The 17,613-nt window shown below is 60.0% G+C and carries 12 protein-coding genes and 1 tRNA gene; 7 read left to right on the top strand and 6 right to left on the bottom strand.

Translation table 11 applies throughout. From position 1 onward, the window contains the following. Nucleotides 1-26 precede the first annotated feature (26 nt). The 4 genes from ACTHV6_RS00490 to ACTHV6_RS00475 form a co-directional block, all read right to left on the bottom strand. Nucleotides 27-1,472 (bottom strand): amino acid permease, encoded by a 1,446-nt coding sequence (locus tag ACTHV6_RS00490; RefSeq protein WP_441385291.1) that lies wholly within the window; start codon nt 1,470-1,472, stop codon nt 27-29. Nucleotides 1,473-1,613: 141 nt separating this feature from the next. Then, nucleotides 1,614-2,210, bottom strand: a complete 597-nt coding sequence (locus tag ACTHV6_RS00485) for a GDSL-type esterase/lipase family protein (RefSeq protein WP_441385290.1) — start codon at nt 2,208-2,210, stop codon at nt 1,614-1,616. Between the two features lie 56 nt (nt 2,211-2,266). Continuing rightward, the gene (locus ACTHV6_RS00480) at nt 2,267-3,832 is read right to left on the bottom strand and encodes an MFS transporter (protein WP_441385289.1); all 1,566 of its coding nucleotides are present in this window, start codon (nt 3,830-3,832) and stop codon (nt 2,267-2,269) included. A gap of 136 nt (nt 3,833-3,968) precedes the next feature. Next, nucleotides 3,969-7,730: a multifunctional oxoglutarate decarboxylase/oxoglutarate dehydrogenase thiamine pyrophosphate-binding subunit/dihydrolipoyllysine-residue succinyltransferase subunit gene (locus ACTHV6_RS00475; RefSeq protein ID WP_441385371.1), complete on the bottom strand. Its 3,762-nt coding sequence runs from the start codon at nt 7,728-7,730 to the stop codon at nt 3,969-3,971. Between the two features lie 187 nt (nt 7,731-7,917). On the opposite strand from ACTHV6_RS00475, the gene ACTHV6_RS00470 reads away from it, so the two are divergent. The 5 genes from ACTHV6_RS00470 to ACTHV6_RS00450 all read left to right on the top strand — a co-directional run bounded on the left by ACTHV6_RS00470 (nt 7,918) and on the right by ACTHV6_RS00450 (nt 13,248). Further along, nucleotides 7,918-9,222, top strand: a complete 1,305-nt coding sequence (locus ACTHV6_RS00470) for a hemolysin family protein (RefSeq protein WP_441385288.1) — start codon at nt 7,918-7,920, stop codon at nt 9,220-9,222. Then, the gene (locus ACTHV6_RS00465) at nt 9,219-10,298 is read left to right on the top strand and encodes a hemolysin family protein (protein ID WP_441385287.1); all 1,080 of its coding nucleotides are present in this window, start codon (nt 9,219-9,221) and stop codon (nt 10,296-10,298) included. Before ACTHV6_RS00470 ends, ACTHV6_RS00465 begins: the two co-directional genes overlap by 4 nt. 329 nt (nt 10,299-10,627) lie before the next feature. Further along, nucleotides 10,628-11,965 (top strand): peptidoglycan DD-metalloendopeptidase family protein, encoded by a 1,338-nt coding sequence (locus ACTHV6_RS00460; protein WP_441385286.1) that lies wholly within the window; start codon nt 10,628-10,630, stop codon nt 11,963-11,965. A 26-nt stretch (nt 11,966-11,991) separates the two neighbouring features. After that, nucleotides 11,992-12,765 (top strand): glycerophosphodiester phosphodiesterase, encoded by a 774-nt coding sequence (locus ACTHV6_RS00455; protein ID WP_441385285.1) that lies wholly within the window; start codon nt 11,992-11,994, stop codon nt 12,763-12,765. Between the two features lie 51 nt (nt 12,766-12,816). Continuing rightward, nucleotides 12,817-13,248: a YchJ family protein gene (locus tag ACTHV6_RS00450; protein ID WP_441385284.1), complete on the top strand. Its 432-nt coding sequence runs from the start codon at nt 12,817-12,819 to the stop codon at nt 13,246-13,248. Nucleotides 13,249-13,259: 11 nt separating this feature from the next. Here ACTHV6_RS00450 and ACTHV6_RS00445 read toward each other — a convergent pair. Further along, a tRNA-Arg gene (locus ACTHV6_RS00445) sits at nt 13,260-13,332 on the bottom strand. A 130-nt stretch (nt 13,333-13,462) separates the two neighbouring features. Here ACTHV6_RS00445 and argS point away from each other — a divergent pair. Together argS and lysA are read left to right on the top strand one after the other, a co-directional pair. Beyond that, nucleotides 13,463-15,139 carry an arginine--tRNA ligase gene (argS, locus tag ACTHV6_RS00440; RefSeq protein ID WP_441385283.1) on the top strand — a complete coding sequence of 559 codons (1,677 nt, stop codon included), beginning with the start codon at nt 13,463-13,465 and terminating at the stop codon, nt 15,137-15,139. A gap of 47 nt (nt 15,140-15,186) precedes the next feature. Then, on the top strand, nt 15,187-16,563 hold the full coding sequence (lysA, locus tag ACTHV6_RS00435; RefSeq protein ID WP_441385282.1) for a diaminopimelate decarboxylase: 1,377 nt from the start codon (nt 15,187-15,189) through the stop codon (nt 16,561-16,563). Nucleotides 16,564-16,607: 44 nt separating this feature from the next. On the opposite strand, the gene aroD is transcribed toward lysA, so the two are convergent. Then, nucleotides 16,608-17,444 (bottom strand): type I 3-dehydroquinate dehydratase, encoded by an 837-nt coding sequence (gene aroD, locus ACTHV6_RS00430; protein ID WP_441385281.1) that lies wholly within the window; start codon nt 17,442-17,444, stop codon nt 16,608-16,610. Nucleotides 17,445-17,613 lie beyond the last annotated feature (169 nt).

The following is a 17,613-nucleotide window of genomic DNA, read 5'->3' as shown; positions in this document are numbered from 1 at the left end:
AAGAAGGGGGCCATACGCCCCTGCCCCTACACAGCTGCCTGCGGCCTCTTCAGCTTCATCAGGTAGGTGAACGAGAGAATCGCCAGCCATGCGATCCCCACGGTGATGGCGATACGTGAGGATGGGAACCACGCCAGCAGGATAATCACCATCACCATGAAGGCAACGGCGAGGGCCGGACCGACTGGCCACCATGGGACGCGGTAACGGGCGGCTTGGACTTCTTCCTTGCTCATTTTCCGGCGCATCGCGATGTGCGAGGCAAGAATCATGAGCCAGGTCCAGACGGTTGCGAAGGTGACCAAGGCGGCGGCAATCGCGAAAACGTCATCGGGCATGACGGCATTGAGGACGGCGCCGATACCGAGGGCACCACACATGACGGCAACGGCCATCCACGGGATGCCGTTGCGCGAGACGCGGGTGAAGACCTTCGGAGCATGACCATCGCGGGCCAGACCGTAGAGGATTCGCCCGGCGCTGAACGTATCTGCGTTGATGGCGGACACTGCGGCGGTGATCACCACGATGTTGAGGATGGAAGCGGCGGCGGGAATGCCAAGGGCGTCGAAGATTTGCACGAACGGGCTCGCATCGCCGGTGATGCTAGTCCACGGCGCCAGCATCATGATGACGGCCAGCGTACCCACGTAGAACAGAAGGATTCTGAAGGGTACAGTGTTGATGGCCTTCGGTATGGAGGAGTTGGGATCGGTGGCTTCGCCGGCCGTAATCCCGATGGTTTCCACGCCTCCGAACGAAAAGACAACAACGGTGAAGCATGCGAGAAAACCGGCGATGCCGTTGGGAGCTATCCCGCCGTTCGTCCAGAGGTTACTCACACCGCTTGCTGAACCATCGGAGATGGACACCCCCACGACAAGCAGCGCAATTCCGCCAGCGATCATGGCGATGATCGCCGTCACCTTGATGAGGCTCAGCCAGAACTCGAGCTCACCGAACACGCGAACATGCCGGGTATTGATGGCCGCAATAAACAGGATAACGGCACATACCCAAATCCATTTAGGAGCACCGGGGAACCAGAAGCCCATATACACGGCAAACGCCGTCACATCCGCAATGGCAACGGTGACCATTTCAAAAACGAACGTCCAGCCGGTGATGAACCCGGCAAACGGCCCGAGGTAATCAGTGGCGTACTTGGCGAATGACCCGGAGACGGGGTGGCGAATCGCCATTTCTCCGAGCGCTCGCATCACCCAGAACACGGCAGCGCCGGACAGGATGTAGGCCAGAAGCACGATAGGACCGGCAGTTTGAATGGCGGCGGCCGATCCGTAGAAGAGCCCGGTACCGATCGCCGATCCCAAAGCAATGAAGCGGATGTGCCGCATCTTGAGCCCGCGTTCCAGCCCGGATTCTTCCGGGGCTGGTTTGTTTTCGATAGGTGTGGGGGCATCGGCGCTGCCACGTTGCTGATTAGTGGCGGACGATTCGCGGGAACTCATAGTGGAGAATTACCAGTTTCGGTGCAAAGGGGACAAGGTGAAAGGAGCTCGCCAAAGCCAGCTCAGTCCTAAGATAACTCGCTGCTTGAGCACGAGCATGGGACCATCGCTCTGTGAGACCGGTGTGAGACCGGAACCTACCTACGAGGCGCCGGGCACCCCAAGCCACTGATTCCACCCATTGTGCAGAACTAGCCACGCCATGAGCCCATAGCCGGCCTGCCGCGGGGCATACCCATCGGAAATGGTCATGTCCGTGTTCCACTGCTCGTGCTGGATGAGCGGGGTGAACGTATCAACGTAGGGGATGAGCCGCCGCTCGCACACGTCGGAGAACGCTTTGGAGAGATCGGCTTGGATCTTTGGGGCCACATCGCGGCGCGGAGGCGGCCCCACCACGAAGGTTTGCAGCCGCATGCGCTCGGCGGAATCGAGGAGATTGGCCAAGTGAAGGCGTGCGCGCGCCAAGGTTTGCCCAGTATCCAGATCGTGAGAGCCCAGCCCGATGACCAGCCGGCAATCCACTTCCGGATCGATCCGCCGCTGGACTTCCTCTTGCCAGCGCCGTGCCAGAGAGGATGTGTTTTCTCCGGGCACCGCGAGTTCCATGGCTAGGGTAGGGGGTTTACTTGCAGTCCTCGCCATGACGCGGCCGGTCCAGCCAAGGGCGCGGGCGTCACCTTGGCCGGCAACAAGCTCATCCCCAACGAACAGGATGCGGATTTCGGGCGTACTCACACCACTACTTTGGCAGAAAAACTGGCCGGATGTGTGAAGCGAGACGGAATGGCGCACTAAGCCCGCGCGGTTCTCAGTGTCCTCAATGCAATGAATGATGCGATCAACATGAACACAACGCCAATGCTGCTGGTGATGAGAACGCCGGAATCGAAGGCGCTATGCGCGGATTCGAGGAGGGTGTTCGCCGTCCCGGTATCGAGCCCCTCGGCAAGCTTGGTGGCACCACCGAGTGTTTCCTTCGCGGTGTTTGCCTGAGCGGCGGTGAGGGATTCCGGGATGGTGACGTGGGAACGGTAGGCCGCGTTGAGGATGGACCCCAGTACGGCGGTCCCCAACACGGCGCCGGTTTCGTACGCCGTCTCAGAAATCGCTGAGGCGGCACCGGCCTTGTGGGCGGGTACGGCTCCCAGAATGAGATCGTTGGAGATGGTCTCTGCCGCCCCAACGCCGATCCCCAGTACGCCGAAGGCAATGACAAGCCCAAGATCCCACCCGGCGGGCCCCGCGTAGGCCACCATCGCGAACGCCGCAGCGTTGCACAGCAGGCCAATGGCAACGGCGTATCCTGGCCGAATGTGCTGGACGATGGGAACGATGGCCAGCCCGGAAACGATCGTCAAGATCAGCCCCGGAATGAGGTACATGCCAGCCGTCATGGGACTGAGCCCGCTCACCAGCTGCAAGTGTTGGGACACGAAGTACAGGAACCCGGCCTGCGAGAAGATGCTGAGCAGGTTCACACTGACAGCCCCGGAAAACACCGGGTTGGTGAACAGCCGAACATCCAACATAGGGATGGATTCGGTGAGCTGACGCCGCACGAAAAGCCCGCCAGCCACAAGCGCCAGCGCGAGCAGCAGCGTCAGCGGCACGGACATCCCGTGGTGGGTGAACGTTTTGATCGAATACACGAGCGGCACCATGGTGGCCAGCACCAACACGATACTGACGGGATCGATGCGCCCGGGGTTGGGATCCTTGGATTCGGGCACCAGAAGCGGCGCAAGAATCAGGAAGGGCACCAGCACGGGAACCGCGAGCAGGAAGATCGAACCCCAGTAGAAATGCTCAAGAAGGAAACCACCGGCGATCGGGCCTAGAGCGGCCCCGCCAGAGAAACCAGCAGCCCATACGGCAATGGCGGTACGCCGTTCGCGCGGAACGGTGAAGATGTTCCGAATCAAGGAAAGAGTGGACGGCATGAGCATCGCGCCGAAGAAGCCCATGACGGCGCGCGCCGCGATGAGGAGCGCAGGGCTCGTGGCAAAGGCTGCCGCTGCTGACACGATGGTGAAGCCCGTGGCTCCGATCAGGAGCAGCCGGCGCCTCCCGAACCGATCCCCAGAGCTTCCCATGGGCACCAAAAGCCCCGCGAGAACCAGCGGATACACGTCCACGATCCACAGAAGTTGCGATCCTGTGGGGTTCAGCGCCGTGGATAGCACGGGTACCGCGAAGGACAGTGCAGTACCGTCCACCGAAACAAGCAGAACCGGCAGCATCAGCACCACGAGAGCTGCCCACCGGCGTTTTGTGCTGGGTTCCTTGACGGCATCCGTTGTTTTCCGAATCGTCGCCACGCGGGACTGTATCGCTTCCTCACCTCTATCGTTTCGCATTGGATCAAGCCGAATTACTCTAGCGAGTTTGGCGCGTTGTTCCAAGGGAAACCCGGTGCGATTTACCTCATGGCTGCGGAGGGGTTGGGAGGGATTCGTCGTCGTCGAAAAAAAATAATAACGACGACGACGGCCGTCAACGAGCGAACGCTTGCGAAAGGATCTCCTGATTTTGGGTGGTGTGTTCCTTACCGCGGCCAGTAGAAGGCGATGCGGCGGGCTCGCGGCAAACGGGCGTGGGATCGATCCCCAGCTTGCGGAATAGGTTGAGGTACAGGTGCTGCCACGGACCCTGATTCTCGGGTTCGTCCTGAACCCAGTAGATCTCGGCGCCGGGGTAGCGCGACAGTGCCTCGCGCAGTTCGCCGATGGGATGGGGGTAGAGCTGCTCGATGCGCACGATCGCCGTGGTGGTATCGCCGTTGCGCGTGCGCTGATCCAGAAGATCGTAGTAGATGCGCCCAGAGCACAGGAGAACGCGGTTCACGTTCGCGATGGAGGCATCCACCTCGGTAATGACGGGCTGGAAGCCTCTCGTGGTGAAGTCCTCGATGGAGGAAACGGCGCCGCGGCGGCGCAACAGCTGCTTGGGCGTGAGCGCCACGAGGGGGTGGCGCGGCCGGGCATAGGCCTGCACGCGGAGCATGTGGAAGTGATTGGCCGGGGTGGACGGCTGGCACACCCACATGTTGTTCTGGGCGCACAGTTGCAGGTAGCGCTCGATTCGGGCCGAGGAATGATCTGGGCCCTGCCCCTCGAAGCCGTGCGGAAGCATGAGCACGAGAGAGCTGCGTTGGCCCCACTTCTGTTCCGCGGAGGAGACGAACTCATCGATAACAGTTTGGGCGCCGTTAGCGAAATCGCCGAACTGGGCTTCCCACACCACGAGGGCGTCAGGGCGCTCCACGGAGTATCCGTATTCGAACGCCATCACCGAGTACTCGGACAGTGCCGAATCGTAGATCCAGAACTTGGCCTGATCTTCCGTCAGCGCGGTGAGTGGGGTCCATTCTTCACCGGTAGTGTGATCGTGCACGGTGGCGTGGCGCTGAACGAAGGTTCCGCGGCGTACGTCCTGACCGGACATGCGAACCGGCAGTCCCTCGATGAGAAGGGAGCCGAACGCCAAGAGTTCCCCGAACGCCCAATCGATGTTGCCTTCGCGGCTCATCTTGGCGCGGCGCTCGAACAGCTGGGCAATCTTTGGATGCTGGGTAAAGCCAGCGGGAACCTGCAGATGCGCCTGCCCGATGCGGGAGATGATCTGGTTTGTTGTTGCGGAGGTCCAGCCCACGAGAGTGCCGGCATCCTCCTGCTGGGAGGCGGGAAGTTCGAGGCCTTGGATGGCTTCTTGATTCCCCTTGTCCAATTCTGCTTCTGCTTCGCGCACCTGAGTGAAGGCGTTTTCTAGGGCCGCCTGATAGGAGCGTTCCGATTCGGCTGCCTGCTCCGCCGTGAGGTGCCGGCGGCCGATCAGGGATTCACGGTAAAGGTGGCGGGTGGTGCGCTTGGAATCGACCAAGGCGTACATGACGGGCTGGGTCATGGAGGGATCGTCGCCCTCATTGTGGCCGCGGCGCCGGTAGCACACCATGTCAATAATGACGTCCTTGTGGAACTCTTGGCGGTACTCGTAGGCGAGCTTGGCCACTCGTACCACGGCCTCCGGATCGTCCCCGTTCACGTGGAAGATGGGCAGCTGAAGGCCCTTGGCAATATCTGTGGCGTAGTTGGAGGAGCGGCCAGCAACCGGGGCGGTGGTGAAACCGATCTGGTTATTGACGATGATGTGGAGCGTGCCGCCTGTCTTGTAGCCGCGTAGCTGGGAGAGGTTGAGCGTTTCGGCCACCACCCCTTGCCCGGCGAAGGCCGCGTCCCCGTGGATGAGAATCGGGAGAACCGCGTATCCTTCGGACCCCAGATCTTGGCGGTCCTGTTTGGCGCGGACGATTCCTTCGAGAACTCCATCGGCAGCCTCAAGATGGGAGGGGTTGGCCGCCAAATATACGGAGGTCTGATCGCCATTCGGGGCGGTGTAGGTTCCCTCGGTTCCCAGATGGTACTTCACATCGCCCGAGCCCTGAACGGTCCGCGGATCCACGATGCCGTCAAACTCGGTAAAGATCTGCTTGTAGGACTTGCCGGCGATATTGGTCAGCACGTTGAGGCGGCCGCGGTGGGCCATGGAGATGGCCACATCGGGCAGCCCATCTTCGGCCGCGTGGCGCAGAATCTCATCGAGGGCCGGGATAAGCGATTCCCCGCCCTCAAGCGAAAAGCGCTTCTGCCCAAGGAACTTGGTGTGCAGGAAGCTCTCGAAGGCTTCGGCCTCATTCAGCTTGGACAGGATGTGGTACTGCTCCTCGGGGCGAATCGGATCGCGATCAAACTCCAAATGCTGCTGGAACCAGCGGCGCTGAGCCGGATCGGAGATGTGCATGTACTCGTAGCCCGCCGTGGAACAATAGGCGCGCTGGAGGCGGCGAAGCATCTCCCGCAGCGTCAGCGAATGGCTTTCGGAAAAATCGCCGGTGGGAAACTCGCGGTCCAAGTCCCACACGGTGAGGCCGTAGCTGGCAAGAGTGAGATCGGGGTGGCGCAGGGGGCGGAACGCCAGTGGATCCAGATCGGCGATCAGGTGGCCGCGCGAACGGTAGGAATGGATGAGCCGTGCGATGCGGGCAGGGCGGTCCAGCTCGCGCGTGACGTCATATTCCACGTCTCGCTCCCACACGTAAGGGGAAGCCGGTACGTGCAGGGAGTTAAATACTCTCTCGTAGAAGCCGTCTAATCCCAGGAGCTTCTGCTCCATGATGCGCAGGAATTCGCCGGAAGCGGCGCCTTGAATGATGCGGTGATCGTATGTGGAGGTGATCGTGACGGTTTTCGATACGCCCAAGCGGGCCAGCGCGCGATCGGAGGAGCCGGCGAATTCTGAGGGGTACACCATCGAACCAACACCTACGATCAGGCCCTGCCCAGTCATCAAGCGGGGGACCGATTGTGTGGTGCCGATGCCTCCAGGATTGGTCAGAGACACGGTGGCACCCTGATAGTCCTCAATCGTCAGCTTGTTGTCACGGGATCGGTGCACAAGATCCTCATAGGAGGCGAGGAACTGATCAAACGTTTGGAGTTCGGCGCCCTTGATGGAGGGAACCACGAGCGAACGTGAACCGTCCGGCTTCTTGACATCGATGGCTAGGCCGAAGTTCACATGCTGGGGGTGGAACACCGAAGGCTTGCCGTCCACCAGCGTGTAGCTGTTGTTCATATCGGGCATCTCCACCAGTGACTCCACGAGGGCATAACCCACGAGGTGTGTGAAGGAGACTTTGCCGCCGCGAGTGGCCTTCAGGTAATCGTTGATGAGTGCTCGATTATCGAACATAATCTTCGCTGGGATGTTGCGGAACGAGGTGGCCGTGGGGACCGAAAGGGACTGGTCCATGTTCTTCGCAACGGACTTGGCCACGCCCTTCAGGCGCTCCGTCTCATCCCCGGCGATCGGTTCGGTTGATGGGGCCTGCTGGTAGCGCTTGGCGTAGGGGGTAAGCGCGGGCTGAGATGCTGCGCGAGGTGCTGGCGGAAGGTCCGCGCGTTCAGTGGAAACCGATGCGGATTCGAGGCGCGAATCAGACGTGGAATGCACGCTGATTTGTGCCTGAGTGGTTTGCGGATCGGGCTTCGCGGGAGACTGAGCGGAGGTGGCCGTGACCTCGTGGCCCTCATCTTCCCAGCGGCGGAAAAGCTCGCGCCACTGCGGCTCTACCTTCGTTCGATCAGCAAGGTACTCTTTGTACAGATTCTCAATAAAACCTTGATTTGCGCCGAAATCCTCGGGCTTCTGCTGTGTCACTGTCGCCTCGTCTACGGGTGGGATGAACACCACTACCATACGTGACGTTCGTCCCACATTCATAGTTGAAAGCAGAACGTGGACGGTGCGGGGTGGAGGTCACATCGGTTCTCGGGCCGTTCGGCATTATGGGGGCAGTAAAAGGTGATGCCGGTTATTCTTATGGACATTCAGAAGCGGGCAACTAAAATGGCTTCATTATGGCTTTAGCATCACGTTATCTTCGATGATGGACATATTTCTCCTCCTCCTTGGGGTAGTGCTCACATTTGGCACCGCCGTGTTCGTTGCTGCAGAGTTTTCGCTCGTAGCTTTAGATCCGGCAGCCGTGTCCGCGGCGGCGGCACAGGATTCACGGGCGGCCTCCGTCAAACGAGCCCTCCACAACTTGTCTCTGCAACTCTCCTCCTGCCAAGTGGGTATCACCCTCACCACGGTTCTGCTGGGCTACGTTGCTCAAGATCCGCTGGCGCGCCTGCTCGAGGTACCTCTGGAATCGGCTGGTGTGGCGCGGGCGGCGTCCGTTGCGCTGGCCGCTGCCATCGCCTTTACTTTCGTCAATCTCTTCTCCATGTTGTTTGGGGAACTGGTTCCCAAGAACATGTCTCTCGCTGATCCGCTTGCCGCGGCAGCTAAGGTTTCGGCGCCCCTGAGGCTGTTCACTACGGTGTTCAAGCCGATCATCGTGGTGTTGAACGGCTGCGCAAACTGGCTGCTCCGCAAGGTGGGGATAGAGCCGGCGGACGAACTCTCGGGAGCACGATCAGCCAGCGAGTTGCGTGCCCTCGTGCGCCGTTCGGCTGAGGCAGGCACGCTGGACGCCGATACAGCACAGCTTGTGAGCCGGTCGATCGGCGTTGGTGACCTCACGGCGGTGGATGTGATGACTGATCGCGTCCGCATGGAGATGCTTGCGGACACGGCAAGCGCTGGCGATGTTGTTGCCGCAGCGCGAAGCACGGGTTACTCCCGCTTTCCCGTTATTGGGGAGAATGCGGATAACGTGCGAGGAATTGCGAATTTACGCCGCGCCATTGCGATCCCCTTCGAGCGGCGCGGTGAAGTACAAGTGACAAGCTCCTCGCTTATGTCACAGGCCCCGCAGGTGCCCGAAACAATGAAGCTTGCCGAACTCCTTGTGGAGTTGCGTGATCAGGGCCAGCAAATGGCGCTAGTTGTTGATGAATACGGTGGAACCTCCGGGATTGTGACCCTCGAAGATGTTGTGGAAGAAATCGTGGGGGAGGTGGCCGATGAACACGATCCCCGAGCGGCCTCCGCTTTCCGGAGTGCGGATGGAAGCTGGACCGTTTCTGGGTCGCTCCGTCCGGATGAGGTTGCCAGAACCTGTGGTGCTGAGATTCCCGAGGATGGCCCCTACGAAACGTTGGGCGGCTTCATCATGTACCGCCTCGATAGGATGCCGGCTCCGGGTGATGCGGTTGTAGTTGGGGACACGCTCTTACATGTCGAGGCGATGGATGGGCTCCGGATTGAGCGCGTACGCATCGAGTCTGGGGTAAGCGAATGAGTACACCCGTTGCCCTCCTTCTGACCGTCCTCCTTCTGGCACTCAACGCCTTCTTCGTGGCCTCCGAGTTCGCACTGACGGGTTCGCGCAGCTCGAGGATCGAACCTCTTGTCAAGGAATCTGGTGCGGCTAAAAAGGCGCTGTGGTCCATCGAGCACCTGTCGCGGATGCTGGCCGCCTCCCAGCTGGGCGTCACGCTCTGCTCTGTAGGTTTGGGAGTGATGGCGGAACCGGCGATCGCGCGCCTTATCGAGGTACCTCTTGAGGCGGTGGGGCTGGCACCTGCCATTGTTCACGGGATTGCCTTCGTTGTGGCGCTCCTGCTTGTGGTGGGACTACACGTGGTACTGGGAGAGATGGTGCCGAAGAATATCTCGGTCACTCACCCGGAGAAATCCGCCCTCAAGTTGCTACCAGCGCTGCTCCTATTTGAGAAGGTGTTCTATCCGATCATCGCCGTCCTCAACTGGTGTTCGCTCGCCGTTGTTCGCATACTTGGCATCCAGCCCAAGGATGAAGTCAATTCGGCTTTCACGGCCAGTGAGGTTGCCTCCATCGTGGCCGCCTCGGAGGCCGCGGGTGTTCTGCGCGACGATCAGGGGCTCATTACCGGAGCGCTCGAGTTCTCAGATCACAACGCCCGCGAGGTGATGGTGCCAGTTGAGGATGTTGCGGGGGTCGAGTTGCCCGTGAGCGCCGGGCAGATCGAGCGGGCCGTGGCCGTGACGGGGTTTTCTCGGTTCCTCGTACGCGATGGGGGCCAGTCCGATTCGGGGATGAGGGGCGACGACGGCGGGAAGATCCTCGGTTACATACATATGAAGGACATCCTCAACATTCCGGAGAATCAACGCGATGAACCGCTGGGCGATTGGCGGATCCGCCGCCTCGTGGGCGTCAAGCCAGAGGATGAGGTGGAGGATGTGCTTGCCGCGATGCAGGGCTCGCGTACCCACGTGGCTAGCGTCCTGTCAGACGGGGCGATTATCGGCATCGTTTTCATGGAGGACATTCTTGAAGAACTCGTAGGCGAAGTCCGCGATTCCATGCAGCGTGATGGGCGCAGGTATCCATAGGCGGCTCTTCGTGTCGTGTCTCACGCCGTGAGTGATGGGTGGCGGGACTTTGGTCGCGTAATGTGCGTCGGGGGTTCGTGCCGGCGTGCAGTCACGGAAGATGGCCGAAGCCGCGGAATTGCGTGGCATTTCAGGCATGGCAGATACCTGACGCAATTCAGATAACGGTCACGTTACAAAATGTGACGGGTGTAATGATAAGAGAAAACGTTGGTATTCCAGTGGTTTGAGACGATGTGGCGATCCTAGATGCGCAATGATGTATCGCAACTCGGTAGCCTCCGTTATCATTTTGTAATAGTTGATCCGGACAGAAGCAAGGAAAGGGTGTGAAGGTCATTAACGAGACTCGTGAATCTCGCAGGCATGAGATGTTGCTGGCGGACCGAACACCCGAACAGATTGAGTTTGCGCGCCGTATGGCTGAAGAATCGGCACGGCGCAAGGCGATCCGTGAAGGGGCGGCTCGTAGGAGAGCCCGTCAAGCGGCTCTCGCTCATCTGGAACAAGCATCGCTTCACGAAGTCGCACCAGTTCTTGTTGATCCACCTGTTGTTGATCCAGTAGAAACCGACGTTCTATCTCAGGATGCCGTATCCGAGGCCATCGAAGAAGGCAAAGAGCTTTCTCGTGTGGAACGCAGGCGCCGTGAGCGTGCGCGCGTGGCCGCAGCAGCCGGCTCTGACGCGCAAGGCTTCACTCGTGCGAGTGAGCAAGATTCTGTTCCAACTGCTCCATCGGCGGAGGAGTCTGGACACGTCGTTGGACGTTCCTCTGCGAAGCAGGAAGCCTCATTCACCCCGCGCAAACCAGGTGCGGCCCGCGGCTCATCTAGGCCGGGTAACCGCGCAGGGAAATCAACCAAGCCTTCGAAGTCTGGACGTAAGAATCTGCTTCAGGGAATGACCGTTTCGGCTCTTGCTGTTGGCGGCATTGCTGTTCCGCTCCTCGGCATGGGAAATCCGGGTGGCAACGTTGCACAGGCAGCGCAGCCGCTGAACGCGTCGATTGTTGGCGGGACTACTCAGCAAGGCAGCATGCCTGAGGCTCTGGCAGGTTCTCCCAATGCGGGGATTCGTTCTGAAGCCACCACGATGAGCGAGCAGGCCAGCAGCGGTAACGCGGCTGCCTCCCAGTGTGAGCCCGAGGGAGCTCAGGGCTTACGCGCAGCGTTCGTGGAGCAGGATTCTTCCTCCTCAGTGGTGTTCCCGCTGGATTCCGGTGTTTATCATCGCACGTCGGGCTTTGGGCCCCGCGTTGATCCTATCCTCGGCGGTTCTTCCTACCATGCCGGTCAGGATTACGCCGCACCGTCAGATACTCCGATCTATGCGATCGCCGATGGCACTGTCACCTTCGCCGGCGGCAGCACCGCGGGCCGTTCGCCTAATACCATCGTTGTGGAACATGAGATCAACGGCAAGATCTACGAGTCGTGGTACGTGCACATGTGGGATCACGGAGTTCTTGTTAACGTGGGCGATAAGGTGAGCGCCGGCCAGCAAATCGGCCTCGTGGGCTCCAACGGAAACTCGACTGGTCCTCACCTGCACCTCGAGATTCACGATCCGGCCTTAGGGACAGCCGATAGCGTATCTTCGCTTGTGAGTCCCGATCAGTTCCTTGCCGAACAAGGGGCCGTTGATATCAACGAAATCTGCGAGTAGCGGATTGGGCGGCAAGGTAACCCGCAGTGTCTAGGCTGTACCCGATAGGCGAAAAGCCTCTCGTGATTGCCCACCGCGGTGGCGCAAACGAATACCCCGAGAATTCCATCGCCAGTTTTGAAGCGATGCGCAAAGCGGGCTTCACATTCATCGAAACAGATGCCCATGCCACGGCCGATGGAGTGGCAGTACTGGCCCATGATCCAAAACTTGATCGAACAACCGACGCTACAGGCAGAGTCTCCGATTACACATGGGCGGAGCTTGCCACAGTCCGGGACGGGTCCGGCAACAGACTCATGCGAGTTGATGAGGTTCTTGATCAGTTCCCGGACATCGTGTTCAACATCGATGCAAAATCTGATGGTGTGGTGGAACCGTTAACGGATGCTGTGCGCCGTACCCGGGCCCAGCGCTCGGTGTGCCTAGCGAGCTTCAATGAGCGGCGGTTGGGAAGGATTCGGTCCGTACTTCCGGGAGTCACGACGTCCATGGGAATGGCAGCGATCGCCCGCGTTGTAGCGGCTGGAGTGCTTGGGCGGTCTGGTTCGCGCCTCCTTCGGGCGCTGCCCGGGCCGGATGCTGGGGTAGATGTGGCTCAGGTCCCGCTCTTTTATGGGAAGGTCCCCGTGTTGACCCAGCGGTTTATCGCGGCAGCGCACGGTCGGGGAATCGCAGTTCACGCGTGGACGATCAACGATGTGACTGATGTGGATACGCTCCTTGAGTGGGGCGTTGACGGGTTGATCACGGATGAGCCCACGGCGGTGCGCCAACGGATGGCCGAATACGGCAGCTAGTGAATGTGGCTGGCCCCAAGATTTTCACTTACCGTGTGACAAGCAGATACGATGAGAAACTACCACTCATCTCCACTGCTGGGAGCTCAAGCCGTGAACATTAAACCGTTGCCAGAAGCCTCATTTTGTCCGTGTCAAAGTGGAAAGACATATGCCACGTGCTGCGGTCCCTATCATCGCGGTGAACATGCTCCCAACGCCGAGGCACTCATGCGCTCACGGTACAGCGCCTTCGCGCTTGGGCTGCCGGACCACCTGCTAGAAACGTGGGATTCTCGGTACCGTCCGGCAGAACTCGAGGTTGATCCGGATGTTCAATGGCGCAGGCTGGTTATCCTCGAATACGTGGATCATGGAGAGACGGCAACGGTGGAGTTTCGTGCGCATTGGCGTCAAAAGATGGAACGCGGCATTATGCATGAGCGCTCAAGCTTCATGCGGCAGAACGGGCGCTGGTACTACACCACGGGCGTGCAGCTGTAGCCTCGCATCGGTACCCCGAACAGGATTCGAACCTGCGACCTTCTGCTCCGGAGGCAGACGCTCTATCCACTGAGCTATCGGGGCGTACCGCAATATCCTAGCAGCTTGGAAGCGAGCGCTTGTGCGCTCACGCGAAAGCCGCGAGGTGATATATGCGACGAATCATGATGGGCACGATTCGTTGGGTGGGCCGTGAACACGTAGAATCTGCTGCGTGACTCCTGAAGAACTTGGTAAGGCGATTGCGGCAGCGCTCAAGACCGCGGTAGATGATGGCACCTTCACGATTGACGGTGAACTTCCTGAGGTAAAGGTTGAGCGCCCGCGCTCGCGAGAGCACGGTGATTGGGCCACGAACGTTGCAATGCAGCTCGCAAAGCGCGCGGGCATGAAGCCACGCGATTTCGCTGATCTGTTCGCCGTGCGCCTGCGTGAGATTTCCGGAGTGGACTCGGTGGAGGTTGCCGGGCCTGGCTTCCTCAACATCCGCTTGTCCGCGGGGGCAGCTGGCGAACTGGCGCGCACGATCCTCACAAAGGGTGCCGGCTACGGACGCTCAGAATCTGCGGCTGGCCACACGGTGAATCTGGAATACGTTTCTGCTAATCCCACGGGCCCGATTCACATTGGTGGTGCCCGCTGGGCCGCCGTTGGCGATTCACTCGCTCGAATCCTTGCCTACTCTGGCGCACACGTAGTTCGCGAATACTACTTCAATGATCATGGCAACCAGATCGATCATTTCTCCTCCTCCCTTCTGGCCCGCGCTCAGGGCCGCGAGGTGCCAGAGGATGGATACGGCGGCCAATACATCGCTGACATCGCGAACACGGTGATTGAGCAGGCTGTTGCCGCAGGCGAACCTGATCCCAGAACGCTTCCCGATAGCGAGGCTCAGGAGGCATTCCGGGCCCGCGGGGTTGAGCTGATGTTCCAGGAGATTCAGGAAGCTCTCCACGAGTTCCGTTCAGATTTTGACGTGTACTTCCACGAGCAGTCGCTTCACGAATCGGGTGCCGTTGATCGCGCCATTGATCGGCTGCGCGAGCAGGGTGCTTTGGAGGAAAAGGACGATGCGCTGTGGCTGCGCTCCACCGATTATGGCGATGACAAGGATCGGGTGATCATCAAATCGAACGGCGAAAAGGCCTACTTCGCTGCCGATATCGCCTACTACTTGGACAAGCGCGAGCGCGGCGCGGATCAGTGCGTGTACATGTTGGGGGCTGACCACCATGGCTACATTGGCCGGATGTACGCCATGGCACGCGCCTTTGGTGACCAATCCGGTGCCGGGAAGAACATGGAAATTCTCATCGGTCAGCTTGTGAACTTGGTGCGTGGTGGCGAGGCTGTCCGGATGTCCAAGCGCGCGGGTACCGTTGTAACGATGGATGATCTGGTGGACGCCGTTGGTGTGGACGCCGCACGGTATTCGCTGGTGCGCGCTTCCGTTGACACCACGTTGGAAATCGATCTGGATCTGGTGGCCTCCCACTCCAGTGAGAACCCCGTGTACTACGTCCAGTACGCCCATGCGCGCACATGCGCAGTGGCAAGGAATGCCGCTGAACACGGAGTGTCACGCGAGGACGGCTTCACACCGGAGCTTCTCGAAGCCGCGGATTCTGAACTGCTTGGAACATTGGCACGTTTCCCTGACATTGCGGTGCAGGCTGCCAACCTCCGCGAGCCGCATCGGGTGGCCCGGTACCTCGAGGAACTCGCTGGCTCCTACCACACGTGGTACGGCAAGGCCCGCGTTACCCCGCGCGCTGACGAGGACGTGACCAACCTTCATCGCACCCGCCTCTGGCTGAACGATGCCACCCGGCAAGTATTGGTCAATGGACTGGACTTGTTAGGAGTATCGGCGCCAGAGAGAATGTAGTGAGTTCACACGAGAAAAGTGATTGCTCACTCGTGAAAGGAAATCCTATGACGCTGCCCTTGGAACACCTAGCCGCCCCCGCACCGGATGGATCGTTCTCCGGCATCTGGCCAATCACGGCACGCCGGGTGGACGGAGAATTGACGATTGGTGGTGTCACGGCTTCCGATCTTGTTGCCCAATTCGGCTCGCCGCTGTACGTGATTGACGAAGCGGATATGAGGGCGAGGGCAGGCGCGTGGAAAGCTGCGATTGATGAATCCTTTGGTGAGCTTGCGGGCGGAGAGGTTTACTACGCCGGTAAGGCATTCCTGAGCGTTGCCGTAGCCCGTTGGATGGGCGAACTTGGGCTATGTATCGATACGTGTTCCGAAGGAGAACTGCGCACGGCGCTCGCGGCCGGTGTACCGGGAGCAAAGATCGGACTGCACGGGAATAATAAGTCCCGGGCGGAGATTGAGCTGGCCCTCGAGGCGGGGGTGGGCCACGTCGTCGTCGATTCCCTTGCCGAACTCGCACTCGTAGAAGCCGTGGCGGGCGAACGAAATCAAACTGCCCCTATCGTCTTACGGGTCACCACGGGAATCCACGCGGGCGGTCACGAATATATCTCCACAGCGCACGAGGATCAGAAATTCGGGCTGTCCATTTCAACCGGTGGTGCGCTGCGTGCTGCCGAGGAGGCGCTCGCAGCTCCGCATCTGGAGCTTGTGGGGCTGCATTCGCATATCGGATCACAGATTCTGACACTGGATGCGTTCACGGAGGCGGCTAAGGCAATCTTGGATCTGCGCGCGCAGATCGCAGCCACCTACGATGTGGCGGTGCCAGAGATAGATTTTGGTGGTGGATACGCGATTCGGTACACGGTGCTCGATGATGTTCCTCCCTCAGCCGTCACGTACGCCGCGGCGCTTGCGGGTGCGGTGACAACTCACGTGACCGAAACGGGGCTCGCCGCCCCCAAGGTGTCGATTGAGCCAGGCCGCTCAATCGCCGGGCCAGCGGGAATCACCATCTACACCGTGGGAACGATCAAGAGCGTTGAGTTGGATGACGGTTCGCGCCGCTACGTGTCCGTTGATGGCGGGATGAGCGATAACGTGAGGCCGGCCCTCTACGGCGCGGATTACACCGCCACACTGGCTAGCCGCGAACCGCTTGATGAGAACGTGCGCTCACGCGTTGTAGGCAAACACTGTGAAAGCGGTGACATCGTGGTCAAGGATGTGGCTCTCACGGCCAGCCTTGGCCCCGGGGACCTACTGGCCGTCCCGGCAACGGGAGCGTACGGGCGCTCGATGGGATCGAACTACAATATGCTCCCGCGCCCCGCCGTGGTAGCCGTCAAGGACGGCAATGCACGGGTCCTGATTCGCCGCGAGCGCGTTGACGATTTGCTCGCGTTGGATGCGGACGCGTAAGTCCGATACGCCCGTTTGCCCCGATAGTCCCGTTTACTCGGAGGCTACTTGCCCTCTGCCCATTCCTCGATGGTTGCCATGACCGGCTTGAGGCGTGCGGCGGGAACCTGACCGGGTGCCGAGGCGTGGCCAACCGTCGCAAACGTGGCAGAGGAACCGAACAGGCCGCCAGCCACGCGCGAGATGGTGCCTAGCGGGCCCATCGCTGCCGTGATGATCGGGATCTGGAGCTTCTGGCTCGCGTCCCATGTGGCCTGCATCAGGGCGAGCGTATCGCCGGCACTGTTGGCCATACACACGAACTTGGCGATGTCAGCCCCGGAATCTTCCATCGACGTTAACGTATCCACGATCGCGCGTGAACTTGGGGTACCCGAGAAATCATGAGCTGACGCCACCACGCTGGTACCTGCCGAATGCGCGGCATGCCGGACAGTGGCGATCACTTCACGCCCACGCGAGAGCTCCACATCGATGCCGGCCACTGACCCGGAGTTCGCCAGCGTGGTGAGAAGCCGAATGTACTGGCCGGTAGCTAGATCCTTTTCGCCGCCCTCTGGGGTGGTGCGGAATGTTGCCAGAATGGGTAGTGGTGTGCGGGAGCGAAGGATCGCGGCCGCGTGGGTAATAGCGCTGGGATCTAATGCGTGTTCATAACAATCGATGCGCCATTCCACGATGTCGGAAATGAACTGAGGTGCCGAACCCTCGAGTCCATTGGTTTCCCATGCGAGTTCGCGTCCCTTGTGATCCTCGAGCTTCTGGCCGCCTAGCTCCAAGGCTTGCTTCTCAAGGTCCTCAAGAGTTCTTGGAGTGATAGGAGTAATGATTTTGGGATGGTCTTTACCTAAAGTAACGCCGTCAAGATTTGCAAATGCCATGGTCAGCCCCTCCTCGTCGAATCGCTGCTTGCTTACAGCCAATCTATAACCTTTGCCACATTTATCACCGTGCTTTGGTCCCGGATGGCTCGAATTGGACAAAGTGCGATGCCATGAGGCTTGCCATGGACATCCTCCCACTTTTTGTGGTGGACATCCTCCCGGCCGA

Origin of the sequence: Ancrocorticia sp. (assembly GCF_052089425.1) — a bacterium.
Classification (GTDB): Bacteria; Actinomycetota; Actinomycetes; order Actinomycetales; family Actinomycetaceae; genus Ancrocorticia.
Note: the sequence above shows the minus strand (reverse complement) of the source record. Positions and strands in the feature narration are given on the sequence as shown.

Coding starts and splice junctions, on each gene's coding strand:
- ACTHV6_RS00480 (WP_441385289.1), bottom strand. CDS start 3,832: ATGCGAAACGATAGAGGTGAGGAAGCGATACAGTCCCGCGTGGCGACG.
- ACTHV6_RS00450 (WP_441385284.1), top strand. CDS start 12,817: ATGAGAAACTACCACTCATCTCCACTGCTGGGAGCTCAAGCCGTGAAC.
- ACTHV6_RS00475 (WP_441385371.1), bottom strand. CDS start 7,730: ATGGTAGTGGTGTTCATCCCACCCGTAGACGAGGCGACAGTGACACAG.
- aroD (WP_441385281.1), bottom strand. CDS start 17,444: ATGGCATTTGCAAATCTTGACGGCGTTACTTTAGGTAAAGACCATCCC.
- ACTHV6_RS00490 (WP_441385291.1), bottom strand. CDS start 1,472: ATGAGTTCCCGCGAATCGTCCGCCACTAATCAGCAACGTGGCAGCGCC.
- lysA (WP_441385282.1), top strand. CDS start 15,187: ATGACGCTGCCCTTGGAACACCTAGCCGCCCCCGCACCGGATGGATCG.
- ACTHV6_RS00465 (WP_441385287.1), top strand. CDS start 9,219: ATGAGTACACCCGTTGCCCTCCTTCTGACCGTCCTCCTTCTGGCACTC.
- ACTHV6_RS00470 (WP_441385288.1), top strand. CDS start 7,918: ATGATGGACATATTTCTCCTCCTCCTTGGGGTAGTGCTCACATTTGGC.